15 protein-coding genes are annotated in these 14,530 nt (G+C 63.4%); 11 read left to right on the plus strand and 4 right to left on the minus strand.

From position 1 onward, the window contains the following. Positions 1-25 precede the first annotated feature (25 nt). From IEX85_RS10160 to IEX85_RS10185, 7 genes are all read left to right on the plus strand, one after another. On the plus strand, positions 26-1,045 hold the full coding sequence (locus IEX85_RS10160) for an alpha-ketoacid dehydrogenase subunit beta (RefSeq protein ID WP_188860466.1): 1,020 nt from the start codon (positions 26-28) through the stop codon (positions 1,043-1,045). 1 nt (position 1,046) lies between these two features. Next, entirely contained in the window at positions 1,047-1,280 is a 234-nt protein-coding gene (locus IEX85_RS10165; RefSeq protein WP_188860467.1) for a biotin/lipoyl-containing protein, read from the plus strand. A gap of 25 nt (positions 1,281-1,305) precedes the next feature. After that, positions 1,306-1,428: a hypothetical protein gene (locus tag IEX85_RS24130; protein ID WP_268238070.1), complete on the plus strand. Its 123-nt coding sequence runs from the start codon at positions 1,306-1,308 to the stop codon at positions 1,426-1,428. A 37-nt stretch (positions 1,429-1,465) separates the two neighbouring features. Continuing rightward, on the plus strand, positions 1,466-2,152 hold the full coding sequence (locus tag IEX85_RS10170) for a 2-oxo acid dehydrogenase subunit E2 (protein WP_188860468.1): 687 nt from the start codon (positions 1,466-1,468) through the stop codon (positions 2,150-2,152). Between the two features lie 5 nt (positions 2,153-2,157). Then, on the plus strand, positions 2,158-2,904 hold the full coding sequence (locus tag IEX85_RS10175) for a lipoate--protein ligase family protein (protein WP_188860469.1): 747 nt from the start codon (positions 2,158-2,160) through the stop codon (positions 2,902-2,904). 49 nt (positions 2,905-2,953) lie between these two features. Then, a complete protein-coding gene (locus IEX85_RS10180; RefSeq protein ID WP_229721868.1) occupies positions 2,954-3,487 on the plus strand; it encodes a gluconate 2-dehydrogenase subunit 3 family protein in 534 nt (177 codons plus the stop codon). Between the two features lie 99 nt (positions 3,488-3,586). Then, complete coding sequence (locus IEX85_RS10185; RefSeq protein ID WP_188860471.1) at positions 3,587-5,167, plus strand: GMC family oxidoreductase; 1,581 nt, start codon at positions 3,587-3,589, stop codon at positions 5,165-5,167. Between the two features lie 300 nt (positions 5,168-5,467). On the opposite strand, the gene IEX85_RS10190 is transcribed toward IEX85_RS10185, so the two are convergent. Then, the gene (locus IEX85_RS10190) at positions 5,468-6,019 is read right to left on the minus strand and encodes a cytochrome P460 family protein (protein ID WP_229721869.1); all 552 of its coding nucleotides are present in this window, start codon (positions 6,017-6,019) and stop codon (positions 5,468-5,470) included. Positions 6,020-6,121: 102 nt separating this feature from the next. On the opposite strand from IEX85_RS10190, the gene IEX85_RS10195 reads away from it, so the two are divergent. The 4 genes from IEX85_RS10195 to IEX85_RS10210 all read left to right on the plus strand — a co-directional run bounded on the left by IEX85_RS10195 (position 6,122) and on the right by IEX85_RS10210 (position 10,046). Beyond that, positions 6,122-6,934 carry an AraC family transcriptional regulator gene (locus IEX85_RS10195; protein WP_188860472.1) on the plus strand — a complete coding sequence of 271 codons (813 nt, stop codon included), beginning with the start codon at positions 6,122-6,124 and terminating at the stop codon, positions 6,932-6,934. Positions 6,935-7,254: 320 nt separating this feature from the next. Continuing rightward, a complete protein-coding gene (locus IEX85_RS10200) occupies positions 7,255-7,848 on the plus strand; it encodes a VOC family protein (RefSeq protein ID WP_188860473.1) in 594 nt (197 codons plus the stop codon). A 245-nt stretch (positions 7,849-8,093) separates the two neighbouring features. Beyond that, positions 8,094-9,344 carry a HupE/UreJ family protein gene (locus tag IEX85_RS10205; protein WP_188860474.1) on the plus strand — a complete coding sequence of 417 codons (1,251 nt, stop codon included), beginning with the start codon at positions 8,094-8,096 and terminating at the stop codon, positions 9,342-9,344. A 210-nt stretch (positions 9,345-9,554) separates the two neighbouring features. After that, positions 9,555-10,046 carry a GNAT family N-acetyltransferase gene (locus tag IEX85_RS10210; RefSeq protein ID WP_188860475.1) on the plus strand — a complete coding sequence of 164 codons (492 nt, stop codon included), beginning with the start codon at positions 9,555-9,557 and terminating at the stop codon, positions 10,044-10,046. Positions 10,047-10,142: 96 nt separating this feature from the next. Here IEX85_RS10210 and IEX85_RS10215 read toward each other — a convergent pair whose 3' ends face one another. From IEX85_RS10215 to IEX85_RS10225, 3 genes are all read right to left on the minus strand, one after another. Continuing rightward, positions 10,143-11,600: a Na+/H+ antiporter NhaC family protein gene (locus tag IEX85_RS10215; RefSeq protein ID WP_188860476.1), complete on the minus strand. Its 1,458-nt coding sequence runs from the start codon at positions 11,598-11,600 to the stop codon at positions 10,143-10,145. Positions 11,601-11,747: 147 nt separating this feature from the next. Continuing rightward, positions 11,748-12,842: an agmatine deiminase gene (gene aguA, locus IEX85_RS10220; protein ID WP_188860477.1), complete on the minus strand. Its 1,095-nt coding sequence runs from the start codon at positions 12,840-12,842 to the stop codon at positions 11,748-11,750. Between the two features lie 86 nt (positions 12,843-12,928). Beyond that, positions 12,929-14,326, minus strand: coding sequence for an aminotransferase (locus tag IEX85_RS10225; RefSeq protein WP_188860478.1), 1,398 nt, complete (start codon positions 14,324-14,326; stop codon positions 12,929-12,931). Positions 14,327-14,530: the final 204 nt, after the last annotated feature.

Here is a 14,530-nt window from a genome sequence, read left to right on the forward strand (position 1 = left end):
TAACAAAAATGAAAGGAGCAACGTCATGACGGTTGCAACCAAAGAAAGAAAACTGACCATCGCCCGCGCCATGGCCGAGGCGATCGCCCAGGAAATGCGCATCGACGAGCGGGTGTTCGTAATGGGCGAGGATATCGGACCGCTCGGCGGCGTGTTCGGCAACACCCGCGGCCTGTACGACGAGTTCGGCGCCGAACGGGTTCGCGACACCCCGATCTCCGAGACCGCCTTCATGGGCGCCGCGGTCGGCGCTGCCAGCGACGGCATGCGCCCGATCGTCGAGCTGATGTTCGTCGACTTCTTCGGCGTCTGCTTCGACGCCATCTACAACCTGATGGCCAAGAACACCTACTTCTCCGGCGGCGAGGTGAAGGTACCGGTGGTGCTGATGACCTCGACCGGCGGCGGCTACAGCGACGCCGGCCAGCACTCCCAGTGCCTGCACGCCACCTTCGCGCACCTGCCCGGCATGAAGGTGGTGGCGCCGTCCAACGCCTACGACGCCAAGGGCCTGATGACCGCGGCGATCCGCGACGACAACCCGGTGATCTTCATGTTCCACAAGGCGCTGCAGGGCATGGGCTGGCTCGGCACCGAGAAGGACGCCATCGTCCAGGTGCCGGAACAGGCCTACGAGGTGCCGATCGGCAAAGCGGCGGTGGTGCGCGAGGGCAGCGACGTCACCATCGTCGGCATCACCTCGGGCGTGCACCACGGCCTCAAGGCCGCCCGGCAGCTGGCCGAGCGCGGCGTCAGCGCCGAAGTGCTGGACCTGAGATCCCTGGTGCCGCTGGACCGCGAGGCCATCATCGCCTCGGTACGCAAGACCGGGCGCCTGATCGTGGTCGACGAGGACTACCACAGCTATGGCATGAGCGGCGAGATCATCAGCTCGGTGGTCGAACAGGGCGTGCCGCTGAAAGCGGCACCACAGCGGGTGGCCTACCCCGATATCCCGATTCCCTTTACCCGGCCGATGGAGCAGTGGGCACTGCCCAGCGCGGACAAGATCATCGCAGCCTTTGAGAAAATGGAGAGCAACTGAGATGTCTATAGAAGTACGAGTTCCCGAAACCCTCTGGGAAGAAGACAGCGAAGCGGTGATCACCACCTGGCTGGCCAGCGACGGCGGCGCCGTGGAACAGGGCGAAGTGATCGCCGAGCTGATGGTGCAGAAAATCCAGTACGAGCTGGAAGCACCGGCCAGCGGCAGCCTGCAGATTCTCAAGGACGTCGACGACGTCGTCGCCAAGGGCGACCTGATCGGCCATATCGGCTGACCGTGCCCCGCAACGGAGAATAACAATGACAACGATGAAAACCGAAACGGCCGACGCGACCCGCGTGATCCCGCTCAAGGGCGTGCGCGGCATGATCGCCGACAATATGCGCAAGAGCCTGGACCCGAGTGTAGACGGGGCCAGCTGACCATCCCGGCAGCCATGGGGAAACCACCATGACAATAATGAAAACAGATACTGATAGTCACTGCCGGGTCATTCCACTGCGCGGCGTGCGCGGCATGATCGCGGATAATATGCGCAAGAGCCTGGACGAGGCCGCCCAGCTGACGCACCACGCCGACTGCGACGCCAGCGCTCTGCTTGCGACCAAGGCGCGGCTGGGCGACCAGGGGGTGAAGGTCTCGATGGAGGATCTGATCGCCCACGCCGTGGTCGCGGTGCTGGGCCGCCACCCGGACCTCAACGGCCGGGTCGAGGCGCGCGAGATCCGCCTGAACCCGCAGATCCACCTGAGCATGGCGATGGCGCTGCCGGGCAACACCCTGGTCGCGCCGGCGATCTTCGATGCCGGCAACCTGTCGCTGATGGATCGCAGCGCCGCCCGCAAGGCACTTCAGCAACGCGCCCGCAGTGGCAAGCTGACCGTGCCGGAGATGACCGGCGGCACCTTCACGATCAGCAACCTCGGGCTGTCCCGGGTGCGCCACTTCACGCCGATCGTGAACCTGCCGCAGATCGCCATCCTCGGCATCGGCGAAACCCGGCAAAGGCCCTGGGTGAGCGAGGACGGCGAACTGGCCGTGCGGCCGGTCATGGGTCTGTCGCTGAGCTTCGATCACCGCGCGCTGGACGGCGCGCCGGCGGCGGATTTCCTCAGCGACCTGTGCCGCCAGATCGAGCGGGGGTAACCAGCATGGCCACCCACCGCGATCCGGCACTGGCGATACTCGATCCACACGAAGGGCTGCGCCGTGAAATGGCACTGCTGCAGTCCGTCGTCGACGGCGATCGGCAGGCAGGCCTGCTGCTCTGGCGCTGTGCGCCGTCCATCGTGGTGCCACGACGCCTGACCCACAAGCCGGGCTTCGACCGGGCCTGCGAGGCGATGGCGGGCCGCGGCTGGCCGGTCATCGTCCGTGATACCGGCGGCGACCTGACGCCGCAGTCGCCGGGCCTGATCAACGTCGCGCTGGCGTTTCGCCAGCGCCGGGCCGACGGGGGAATCCGCGACAGCTACCTGAAACTGTGCAATCCGCTGATCGACTGCCTGCGCGGGCTCGGCATCGAGGCCTACTGCGCCTCGGTCGAGGGGGCCTTCTGCGACGGCGACTACAACCTGGTGGTCGGGGGGCGCAAGCTCGCCGGTACCGCCCAGCGCTGGCGCAAGCTGGCACCGGCGACCGGAGCCGCAGACGATATGTTCGCGGTGCTGGCCCATGCAGTGATCCTGGTCGACGAGGATCTCGACACCCTGTGGCACGTCGGCAACGCCTTCTACCGTCACTGTGGCCTGGAGGCGCGGATCGACGAGCGTCTGCACGTATCCCTCGCCGAGCTGCTGCCGGATGCCGGCCCCGCCCTGTTGGAACAGAGCCTGGAACGCTTCCGGGCCTGCTTCGACGACTGTCTGCAGTCCCCATGCGATACGTCGGACCAATGAGAACAGGCGCCCGGGCAGTCCGCCCGGGCGCATGAGAGAGGAAATCGAGATGAAGAATAACAAACCCGATCTCGGCCGCCGCCGCTTTCTGGCGCGCAGCGGCATCACCGTCGCCGGTGTCGGCATCGTCAGCGCCGGCCTGCTCAGCGCCACGGCCTGGGCCGCCAGGGCCGTCGGCGAGCAGGGCAGCGCCACCCTGATGCGCATGGCCCGCGACATCTACCCCCACGACAGGCTCGAGGACAAATACTACGCCGCGGTACTGACCCCGCTGGCGCAGCAGGCCGAAGCCGATGCCGACCTGCGCACGCTGCTGCAGGAGGGCGTCGCCGAGCTCGACCGCCGCAGCCGGGAACGCTTCGGCAAGCCCTTCCTCGACATCGCCGCCGAAGGCGACCGCGTCCAGATCCTGCGGGCGATGGAGGACGGCGCCTTCTTCCAGCGCCTCCGGGGCGACCTGATGATGGGTATCTACAACAACCCCGAACTCTGGCCCCGCTTCGGATACGGCGGCTCCGCCTGGCAGCACGGCGGCTATATCAACCGCGGCTATAACGAAATCGACTGGCTGGTGCTGAGTTGACAGCAACGAGTTGACAGTGGCCGCTCCCCGCACGGCGGCCAACCGGTAGCGATCTGTTAACTGTTTTCTGTCCACTGTTTACTCATCTGGAGATTAACAATGACAACAAAATTCGATCTCAACGACGACAGCCTGGTCGTCATCATCGGCTCCGGTGCCGGCGGCGGCACCCTGGCCAACGAACTGGCACAGAAGGGCATCCGATCCGTGGTGCTGGAAGCCGGCAAGCGCTTCACGCTGGACGACATCGAGAACGACGAGTGGAAGATGTTCGGCAAGATTTCCTGGCTCGACAAGCGTTATGTCGAGGGACCGGCACGGCTGGCCAAGGATTTTCCGAACCTGCCGGCCTGGATCGTCAAGGGCGTCGGTGGCGCCACCATGCACTGGGCCGGCGTGGCGATGCGCTTCCAGGAACACGAGTTCAAGATGAAGAGCACCAACGGCGTTGTGCCCGGCGCCAACGTGCTCGACTGGCCGATCACGCTCAAGGAACTCGAGCCCTACTACGTCAAGGCCGAGAAGAAGATGGGGGTGTGCGGCACCGAGGCCACCGGCATGCCCTTCCACGGCCAGAGCAGCCACTACAAGGTGGTCGCCGAGGGCGCGCGGCGCATTGGCGCCAAGTGCGACCAGGCCACCCTGGCGATCAACACCCAGGTCCGCGACGGCCGCCCGTCCTGCCAGGTCAACGGCTTCTGCATGCAGGGCTGCAAGATCGGCGCGAAGTGGTCGACGATGTACACCGAGATCCCGAAGGCCGAGGCCACCGGCAACGTCGAGGTGCGACCGCAGTCGATGGTACTGCGCATCGAACACGACAAGAGCGGCAAGGTCACCGGCGTGCTGTATGCCGACAAGGATGGCAACCAGCAGCTGCAGAAAGCCCGTGTCGTCGCGGTCGCCGGAAACTCGATCGAATCGCCGCGCATGCTGCTCAACTCCGCCTCGTCGATGTTCCCGGACGGCCTCGCCAACTCCTCCGGCCAGGTCGGTCAGAACTACATGACCCACACCACCGGCGGCGTCTACGCCGAGTTCGAGAAGCCGGTGCACATGTACAAGAGCACCGTGGTGCCCGGCATAGTCCACGAGTGGAAGGACAACGACGCCAGCCGCGGCCACCTGGCCGGCTACGAGCTGGAGATCCTGCACCTGGGCCTGCCCTTCATGTCGGCCTTCCTCAATCCCGGCAAGAGCGGCTGGGGCCGCGAGCTGGCGGACTCGCTCGCCAACTACGACAAGATGGCCGGCTTCTGGATCTGCGGCGAGGACATGCCGGTCGAATCCAACAACATCACCCTGCACCCGACCGAAAAGGACCAGTACGGCCTGCCGGTGCCGGTGGTGTACAAGACCGACCATATCAACGACACCCGGATGCGCAACCACGCCTATGACCGCTCCACCGAGCTGTTCGAGTCGATCGGCGCCACCAAGGTCAATTACCTGCCGCCCTACCCGGCCAGCCACAACATGGGCACCAACCGGATGAGCGAGAAGGCCCGCGACGGCGTCGTCAACAAGTGGGGCCAGAGCCACGATATCAGCAACCTGTTCGTTTCCGACGGCAGCCAGTTCACCACCAGCGGCACCGAAAATCCGACCCTCACCATCGTCGCGCTGGCCATCCGCCAGGCCGACTACATCGCCGACCAGATGCAGCGCCGCGAGATCTGATCGCCGGCCCGCGCAATCTCCCGATTCTCAGCCCGCCTGACTTGGCGCGTCCCCGGACGCGCCTTTTTTATACGGGTGACGGGTGACGGGTGACGGGTAGAAATCGTAGGATGGGTGGAGGCGCCAACGCAGCGCGTCATCCGTTTGGCAAAGAGGTCCGGTGGCGGCGCAACCCATCAGTGACTCCACCTCCCTGATGCTGAACCGCCACTCCAAGATGGGTTACACGACGCCCGGGCTGCATCAGATTCGAATACTCCATGCACAAGCGTCGTTTCACCCATCCTACGAATCCGGCGTCTATTTCAGGGTCGGATAGCCTTCGATAAAGACCCAGTCGGTCTGCTGCGCCGGCACGTGACAGCCCCTGCAGGTTTCCTCGAAGCTTTTCGAGACATTGGTCGCCGGGTCCTTTGCCTCGTATAGCGCCCAGCCCCAACCTTCGCCCCAGTGCGGACCGTCGAAACGCCCTTGCGCGTCCTTCACCATGACGAACCACACCGCCGGTGCGCCGGCCCACTGTGCCTGGCCCGTGGTCTTCTCGCCCGACTCCAGCGTGCGGATCTCCTTGACCAGCACGGCACCGTCCGGGAAGGCCCCGGTTTCCCGGTACGCGGCCGCCGCCTCGGGCTGGGTATAGACGTCGTGAAAGCCGGCACCGGGCGCCGCCGGGTCGGCCACCACCCAGGAACCAAGGTGGGTCCAGTGCCGTCGGAAACCGTCCGGCAGCGTTATGGCGCCGTCGGCCCCGACCAGGGTGCCGTAGGTCTGGTCCGCCAGGGTATCCGCCATCAGCGGGACGGCGGTCGCCAGCAGCAGCGCCGCCAGCGGCATCTTCAGCAAGGTCTTCATGGTTCAGCTCCGGGTTGGTTGTTTCAGACTTTCCAAGGATGGCGGAGAAGTCGATACTTTTGATATTCAAAAGTCCATAGTTATTATCCAGGAGTCTCGAATATGGATAGGCTCGCCGCTCTGCTGGAACATGTCCATCTTCACGCCCGGGTGTTCAACAGCGGCCCGCTCTGCGACAGCGCCCGCTACGAGGGGCAGGCGGGGCTCGGCCATATCCACCTGCTGAAAGCCGGCAGTCTGCGCCTCGTCACCGAAGGCGAACCGGAGCGCCGGCTGGACGAACCGAGCCTGATCTTCTTTCTGCGGCCCCGGAGCCACAGCCTGATTCCGGGCCCGGGTGGCGCCGAAACGGTCTGCGGCGACTTCAGTTTCGGCTCGGCCCGCAATCCCCTGTCGATGGCGCTGGCACGCCCGCTGATCCTGCCGCTCGACAGCCTGGCGCCGCTGTCCAGGACCCTGGAACTGCTGTTCGACGAGGCGCTGGTCGAGCGTTGCGGCCGCCAGGCCGCGCTCGACCGTCTCTGCGAACTGCTCATCATCCAGCTGCTCCGCCACCTGATGGACAGGGACGAGATCGACGTCGGCCTGCTGGCGGGACTCGCAGACCCGCGCCTGGCGCGGGCGCTGATCGCCATCCACGAAGACCCCGCCGCCCCCTGGACCCTCGCGCAGCTCGCCTCGACGGCCGGCATGTCCCGCGCCCGCTTCGCCCTCGCTTTCCGCGAAACCCTAGGCCAGACCGCGGGCGACTACCTGGCGCAGTGGCGCCTCTGCCTGGCCCAGACGCTGCTGCGCGAGGGCCGGCCCATCGACTGGGTCGCCAACCGGGTGGGCTACAGCGGCGCGCCGGCCCTGGCCAAACGATTCCGCCAGTCGTGCGGGCTGTCGCCGACGCAGTGGCTAAAACAGTCGTAGGAGCGCGGCCTCCGTGTGAGCCGTATCGTGACGGCGGTTGTTCGCACCGGGGCGGCGCTCCTACGTAAACACCCGACCTCCCCCTCTTCCGTAGGAACGCGGCCTCCGTGCGATTGCATGCGAAGCACTGGCACAGACTGTCGCAGCTGTCGCCGCGACAGTCTGTGCCGCGGCACCCCGGACGCCCGGCGCCGAGCGCACCGGCTCCTCCGCAGGCCCCGTCATCCGCGGATTCGGGCCTATCGCGCCCCGCCCCTTTTTCTGGCATCGGATTTGCTCTGTACAGCGGGACAATCGATAACCATAAAAAGGATGATGCAATGCTTCGAATTTACGCCTTCGCCGTTTCGCTCCTGCTCTGCGCAGGCCTCGCCAATGCCGCCACGCCCGGCATGCGCGGCACCGACCATTTCGGCTTCACGGTACCCGACGCCGAGCAGGCGGTGGATTTCCTGGTCGATGTCATGGGCTGCGAGGCCTTTTTCACCATCGGTCCCTTCGGCCCGTTCGAAGATGACTGGATGAAAGAGAATCTCGACGTGAACCCGCGCGCCTCGATCCCGGTCGCGCACCTGGTGCGCTGCGGCAATGGCACCAATTTCGAGATTTTCGACTACGACTCGCCCGATCAGCGCGCCGAGAAGCCGAAGAACAGCGATATCGGCGGCCACCATATCGCCTTCTACGTCGATGACCTCGACGCCTCCATCGCCTATATGAAGGCGCGCGGCGTGCGCTTCCTTGGCGAGCCCCACCCGTTCACCGACGGCCCGCTCGAAGGCCTTACCTGGATCTACTTCATGGCGCCCTGGGGCATGCAGATGGAGCTGGTCTCGGCGCCCGACGGCAAGGCTTACGAAAAAACCACCGACGCCCGTCTCTGGGATCCGCGCGGCTCTTTACCCAGCAATTAAACAGGCCTCCCTGCCTGTTTAATTGGCGCCCTGAAAAGCCGGGCGGAATTTTGCGAAACCCCTTGGTTTTCAAGGCCAAGGATGGCGGAAGGCCGCCCCGCCATGTATGCAAAAAATGCAGGAGCAATTTTCTGTCCGGAGCTCGCATTGGCCTGCGGCCAATGGCGGTGCATCCATGCACCGCCCCCAGCTCTGCTTTTTATCAACAGCAGCGGCGGCTCTGCCGTCGCTGCAGGTAATTCGCCATGCCCACGAAACCCAGTCACCTGCTCCACGGGCTTGTATTCGTCGTCGCGATGCTCGCAGCAGGCCCTTCCAGCGCCCACTTCCAGAACTTTCTCGGACGCATTGTCCATCTGACACCCGTTGATGGCGGCATTCGCCTCTATGCCCGCCTGCCACTTGCCGCGGTCCTGCTGCCGGGCGACTGGCAACCCGGTGATTCCGTCCCCTACAGCCGGGAAGCTCCCGGTAGCGACCGGCCCGACGCCCTGCTGCTCGATACCGCCACTGTCGAATCGGAACCGGGGCCTTTACAGGAACGGCTGCGCGATGCGCTGCTGATCGAACCCTCGGTGTCAACGCAGCGCATCGAAGCAATCCGTATCGAGGCGATTGGCGAGCGCAGCCCCTTCAGCCAGCTGGCGCAGATTCGCGGTCAGCTGAACGAGCCGCTGCTTTTGCCGAAGGCGCCGCTTCCGCTGGCCGACGCCGTCATCGACTTCAGCGCTTTTTACCCTGGCCTTGCGCTTGCCGATATCAAGACGCTTTCCAGCAACCCGGGAGAGTGGCCCGATATCGCCGCCAGGACGATCAATATCCTGACGCTCTACCTCCCGGACGGCGCCACGCGGCTGACCTCGCAGGGCCCGCTGCATGCCAGGCTTCAAGCCGAAGACGGGGGAGTAACGCTGCTGACGCAGGTACGGTCGGGCTATCACCATGTGATGATCGGCCTCGATCACCTGCTCTTCATGCTGATCCTGATACTGGCAGCACGGCAATGGCGCGGCTTTCTGCGCATCTCCGCGGCTTTCACGCTGGGCCACTCGATCACGCTGGGGCTGGGCGCGGCCGGCTGGCTCGGCGCGCCAGCCTGGTTCGTGCCACTGATCGAAACCGCGATTGCACTGACCATCGTTTACAGCGGCGCCTGCCTGCTGCTAGGCCGTGGCGACCGACTGCTCGCCGGGCGGGTCTTCGCCATCGGACTGCTGCACGGTCTCGGCTTTGCGTTCGTACTGCAGCAGGCCAGCGGCAGCGCGCCCGGCGACCTGCTGCGGGCCTGGTTCGGCTTCAACCTCGGCATCGAGCTGGGGCAGCTGTCGGTCTACCTTGTCGCCGCGCCGCTGTTGTGGCTGCTGAAACGCTACTGGCCGCCCGTGTGTCTGCAGCCGCAGCACGCCCTTGGGCTGCCCTGCCTGCTGGTCGCATCGGCCTGGACGCTGCAGCGCGGACTCGAGCTGGCCGGCTCAGTTGGCTTTTTGGGGACATAAACGGGTGTTGGGTTCCGCGGCTGCGCCGCTCCACCCAACCTACAAACATCGCCGCCCATATAGGCTGGGTGCAGGTCCGAAGGGCCGGAACCCAACACTTCCGGTAAAGGCCAGACGGACATCCCCGGTCGGTGATTGCAAATTCGGTTACCATACCTGCTTATGAATGACCGCCTTTGCCACACAGCTCAAAAGAGAGTCGACTACGTCATGTCCGCGCCCGTCTTCCGCCCCGCCAACGCATCTGATGTATCCCGCTGCTTCGAGATTGAAACCCTTGCCTACGAGGGCGACGAGGCGGCGACACGGGAGAAAATCGCCACCCGGATATCGGTTTACCCACAGGGCTTTCTGGTGCTGGAACTGGAGGGACAGGTCATCGGATTCATCAACAGCGGCTGCGCCAATGAGGTGGTGATGTCGGATGAGTCCTTCAAGGAACTGGTGGGCCACGACCCCGATGCACCCAATGTCGTGATCATGTCGGTGGTGGTCGATCCTGCGTTTCAGGGCAAAGGCTACGCCGGGCTGCTGATGGATACCTTCGTCGCCAACATGAAGCAGCTGGGCAAAAGGTCCATCCACCTGATGTGCAGGGATCAGCATGTCGCGCTGTACCGCAGGTTCGGCTACCGCTACACCGGGCCGTCCGCGTCCGACCACGGCGGCATGTCGTGGCACGAGATGGTTATGGAGCTGTAAGACGACGACGCCCGGACAAGGTCCGGGCGTCGATGGATAGATAGGGCGTGTAGTCAGTTGGGTGGAGCACGCAGGGCGCAACCCAACACAGCTCGCTCAGAGCATAATGCCCAGCATCAGGAAGCCGATTGCCGAAATCACGCCACCAATCAGCGCATAAGGCAACTGGGTGATGGCGTGGCTCATCGGGCTGATGCCACAGGCCTTGGCGGACAGGACGGTCGAGTCGCCGTAGAAGCAGGCATGTGAGCCAAAGGCGGAGGCCGAAATCATGGCGCCGACGACCAGCGGGATGTTGGCATCGACCGCCACCGCCAGCGGCAGGATGATCGGCATGCCGACGACGAAGATACCCCAGAAGGACGCCGTGGCAAACGCCAGCGCCGCCATCACCACAAAGGCCACCATCGGCAGCATGTCCGCGGTCATGAAACCCGTGGTCGCGTTGATCACGTACTCGGTGGTGCCGAGGGCGTTGTTGACCTCCGCCAGCATAAAGCCGCAGAACAGTGTGCCCAGCGGCATGATCATGCCGACGAAGCCCTTGAGGATGCCATCGAACATCTGGCCCATGCTCATCAGTCGCTGCAGGCCGAAAAATGCCAGGGTCACGAAAATCGACGCCATGGCACCGGACATGATGTCGATGTCGAAGTACCAGGTGAAGAAGATCAGCGAAAGGATCGGCACGAAGAAGTTCAGCATGTTGGACTTCTCGACACCGCCCTCCAGTTCGGTGTTGTATACGGCGTCGGCATCGCTGACCAGTTTGCCGCTAGCAGCGCGCTTCTCGGCGTCCTTCATCTTGCCCAGCAGCGGCAGCTTGCCGGAAATGGCCAGCACTACCACGACCAGGCAGACCCAGGCGTAAAGCATGTACGGGATGGAATCGATGAACAGGTCGATACCGGCGCCCTTCGCGGCGACCTCGTTGTCTTCCAGCAGGCCGGCGAAGAAAACGGCCCACGTCGAGAACGGCAGGATGATGCAGACCGGCGCGGCGGTGGAGTCGACAACGTAGGCGAGAAATTCGCGGGACACCTTCTTTTTATCGGTTGCCTTGCGCATCGAGGAGCCGATGGTCAGGGCGTTGAGGTAGTCGTCGATGAAAATCGCAAGGCCCAGCGCCATGGTCGAAAACAGCGTGCCCTTGCGGCTGTGCACCCGGGTGGTCAGCCAACGGCCGAAGGCTTCGGCGCCGCCACCGATGGTCACCAGCGAGATCATCGAGCCCATCAGGCCGCACGCGATGAAGATCCAGGCCACGGTGTCATTCATGAAGACATCGAGAAAGGTGGTGCCGAGCTGGGGAATGAAATCGGCCGGAGAGTTGGTCATCAGCAGACCGACAAGGACACCGATGAAGAGGGACTCTATGGTTCTTTTGGTGTAGAGCGCGGTGAATATCACCACGGCGGTGGGCAGCAGGCTCAGCAGCCCGAAGTCAGCCGCCTCGCCAAAAGCCTGAAAACAATAAAGTGCAAAGCCGACCACCGCAACTGCCAGCACGGTCACTGCGATCGTTTGACTGGGATGGGTTTGATTCGAAGTCATGCAAGTGTCTGTCGAAGTAGACATCTTTGTTCCTCTTTTATAGTTGTTTTGCCCGGCAACAGGAACACCGGGCCTGTCACGGAGCGGCAGCCGCCGCCCCGTGCAGGTATCAATACATTGCGCCGTCGCTATTGAGCGAGGGAGAGGTCAGGCGGTGGGCATCTGCTGCGTAATGCAGTGAATATTGCCGCCGCCCAGCAGGATCTCGCGGGCATCGACACCGATGATTTCCCGCTCAGGAAACAGTTCCTGGAGTATCGCCTGAGCCTCCCCATCCCTCGCGGGATCGAGCAGCGGGAACACGACGACACTGTTGCCGATATAGAAATTGATGTAGGAGCCCGCCATCCGCTCACCCTCGGTTCGCGGGTGGCTGTCGGACGCCAGGTCGATACCGCCGGCTTCCTCGGCGCTGATGAACAGCGGTCCCGGATGCGGCAGCTTGACGACTTCGAGCTTGCGGCCCCGGGCATCAGTGGCGTGGCTCAGTACTTCGTAGGCCTCGCGGGCGATCGCGTACTGCGGGTCTTCCGGGTTGTCGCACCAGTGCAGCGCTACAACGCCGGGCTTGACGAAGCAGGCGATATTGTCGATGTGACCGTTGGTTTCGTCATTGAAGGTGCCATGCGGCAACCAGATCACCTTGGAGATATCGAGATAGTCGGCCAGACAGGCCTCGATCTCCTCGCGCGCCAGATGCGGGTTGCGGTTGGCGTTGAGCAGGCACTCCTCGGTGGTCAGCAGGGTGCCTTCGCCGTCGACGTGGATGGCGCCGCCTTCCAGCACGATGGGCGCGCGGAAGCGACGGTCACCGGTGATCTCGCAGACCTTGCGGGCAACACGGTCATCCTTGTCCCAGGGGAAATAGAGACCGCCGTCGAGGCCGCCCCAGGCATTGAATATCCAGTCGACGCCGGCACGCTCGCCCTTGCCGTTGACGACGAAGGTCGGCCCCATGTCGCGCATCCAGCTGTCGTTGGAGCTGATTTCCACCACGCGCACCTGCGGCGGCAACATGGCGCGGGCGTTTTCGTACTGCTCGTCGCTGACGCCAACGTAGACCGTCTCGCTGCGCGAAATCGCCTCGGCGACCGCCACGAAGGCGCGCTGGGCAGGCTTGGCGCCGAGACGCCAAACATCGCCGCGCTGCGGCCACAGCATCCAGCAGGCCTCATGGGGTTCGAACTCGCCCGGCATCCGGAAACCGGCGGCTTTCGGGCTATGACTGTTATTGTCGATCATTGCTTGGACCCTGTTCGTCACTTTCACTATAGATGCAGGCGCTGGCGACCGGGTGATCATTGCCCAGCCGCCGACCGCCCAGGCCCTCATGCCTGGGGCTGGTAAAGTCCGTCTTCGATCAGCGACTCGACGGTGGCCAGGATGCTCTGGCGCAGGATGCCGACCACCTGGTCGACGGTCTCGCGAGTCCAGATCAGCGGCGGCGACAGCACGTTCAGGTGTGCGATCGGGCGCACGATCAGACCACGCTTCTGGCACTGCTCGGCGATACGCTTGCCGACGTTGGCCTCGAGCGGAAGCAGTTCCTTGGTGTCCTTGTCGGCAACGCTCTCGATGCACATCATGAAGTGGCTGCCGCGCACATCACCGACGATCGGCAAATCCTTCAGCGTGGCCAGCTGCTGCTCGAGGTAGGGACCGACGTCGCGCACGTTCTGGCAGATGCCTTCACGCTCCATGATCTCGATATTCTTCAGGGCGGCTGCGCAGGCGACCGGGTGACCGGAGTAGGTGAAACCGGTGCTGAAGACAGCGCCTTCACGCTGAGGCTTGCTGATCACTTCATAGATCTCGTCGCTCAGCAGGGTAGCGCCCAGCGGGATATAGCCCGATGTCAGACCCTTGGCGCAGTTGATGATGTCCGGCTGCACGCCGAAGACATCCTCGGACGCGAAGAAATGACCGAGGCGACCGAAGGCGGTGACGACCTCGTCGGAGATGAACAGCATGCCGTACTTCTTGCAGACCTCGTACATGCGGCGGTGGTAGCCTTCCGGCGCCACCAGCACGCCACCGGCCCCCATGATCGGCTCGGCGATAAAGGCGGCGACCTTCTCTTCGCCACCCAGCTCGCTGATGCTGTTTTCGAAATCTTCGACCAGGTAATCGCAGTACTCGGCTTCGGTCATGCCGGCCGGACGACGGTAGCAGTTGGCTTCCTTGACGTGGTGCACGAACTGATGCGCGGTATCGAAGCCCCAGTTGTTGCTCTCGATGCCGGTCAGGGTCGCGGACACGTAGGTGGTGCCGTGGTAACCGTTGTTACGCGAGATGATGATCTTCTTGTCCTGCTTGCCCAGCTGGTTGAAGTAGTAGTGGACAATACGGATGGTGGTGTCATTGGCCACCGAACCGCCGCAGCTGTAAAAGACGTGATTCAGGTTGGACGGGGCCAGCTCCGCCAGCTTGGCGGCGAGCTGAGTTGCCGGCACGTTGGACAGGTTGTTGAACGGCGAGTAGTAGGCCATCTTTTCGGCCTGCTCGGCCATGACCTGCCCCATTTCCTTGCGGCCGTGGCCGATATTCACACACCAGAGTCCGGCGATGCCGTCGAGATATTTATTGCCCTTGCCATCGAAAACATATTCGCCGTTGCTTTCGGTGATAATGTCGCAGCCCTCTTCCTGAAAGACCGAGAAATCGGTAAAGGGATGAACGAAATGAGCTTTATCCTGTTCCCAGAGCTTGTTGATATCCCAAGACATAATGTGCCTCTCCGGTTGTGCGTTATTAGGGTGATTCCGATCCGGCGCCGCCGTCGGCGACACCCCGTTTCATGTCACCTAAAGTACTACCGGGGTCGAAAACCCATCTATACCCCCGAAGGGATAGCAACTGGATTTTTTTGGCATTTCTTGGAAATACATTAATAAATATCTAATATTCAATAAGTTAGGACAAAGACTCCA

Source organism: Marinobacterium nitratireducens, from assembly GCF_014645375.1.
Lineage (GTDB): Bacteria > Pseudomonadota > Gammaproteobacteria > Pseudomonadales > Balneatricaceae > Marinobacterium_A > Marinobacterium_A nitratireducens.

What these genes read in the sequence shown, in the direction of transcription:
- IEX85_RS10160 (WP_188860466.1), top strand. Translation starts at nt 26, where the DNA reads ATGACGGTTGCAACCAAAGAAAGAAAACTGACCATCGCCCGCGCCATG.
- IEX85_RS10210 (WP_188860475.1), top strand. Translation starts at nt 9,555, where the DNA reads ATGTCCGCGCCCGTCTTCCGCCCCGCCAACGCATCTGATGTATCCCGC.
- IEX85_RS10180 (WP_229721868.1), top strand. Translation starts at nt 2,954, where the DNA reads ATGAAGAATAACAAACCCGATCTCGGCCGCCGCCGCTTTCTGGCGCGC.
- IEX85_RS10175 (WP_188860469.1), top strand. Translation starts at nt 2,158, where the DNA reads ATGGCCACCCACCGCGATCCGGCACTGGCGATACTCGATCCACACGAA.
- IEX85_RS10185 (WP_188860471.1), top strand. Translation starts at nt 3,587, where the DNA reads ATGACAACAAAATTCGATCTCAACGACGACAGCCTGGTCGTCATCATC.
- IEX85_RS10205 (WP_188860474.1), top strand. Translation starts at nt 8,094, where the DNA reads ATGCCCACGAAACCCAGTCACCTGCTCCACGGGCTTGTATTCGTCGTC.
- IEX85_RS10190 (WP_229721869.1), bottom strand. Translation starts at nt 6,019, where the DNA reads ATGAAGACCTTGCTGAAGATGCCGCTGGCGGCGCTGCTGCTGGCGACC.
- IEX85_RS10225 (WP_188860478.1), bottom strand. Translation starts at nt 14,326, where the DNA reads ATGTCTTGGGATATCAACAAGCTCTGGGAACAGGATAAAGCTCATTTC.
- IEX85_RS10215 (WP_188860476.1), bottom strand. Translation starts at nt 11,600, where the DNA reads ATGACTTCGAATCAAACCCATCCCAGTCAAACGATCGCAGTGACCGTG.
- IEX85_RS10170 (WP_188860468.1), top strand. Translation starts at nt 1,466, where the DNA reads ATGAAAACAGATACTGATAGTCACTGCCGGGTCATTCCACTGCGCGGC.
- IEX85_RS10165 (WP_188860467.1), top strand. Translation starts at nt 1,047, where the DNA reads ATGTCTATAGAAGTACGAGTTCCCGAAACCCTCTGGGAAGAAGACAGC.
- aguA (WP_188860477.1), bottom strand. Translation starts at nt 12,842, where the DNA reads ATGATCGACAATAACAGTCATAGCCCGAAAGCCGCCGGTTTCCGGATG.
- IEX85_RS10195 (WP_188860472.1), top strand. Translation starts at nt 6,122, where the DNA reads ATGGATAGGCTCGCCGCTCTGCTGGAACATGTCCATCTTCACGCCCGG.
- IEX85_RS24130 (WP_268238070.1), top strand. Translation starts at nt 1,306, where the DNA reads ATGACAACGATGAAAACCGAAACGGCCGACGCGACCCGCGTGATCCCG.
- IEX85_RS10200 (WP_188860473.1), top strand. Translation starts at nt 7,255, where the DNA reads ATGCTTCGAATTTACGCCTTCGCCGTTTCGCTCCTGCTCTGCGCAGGC.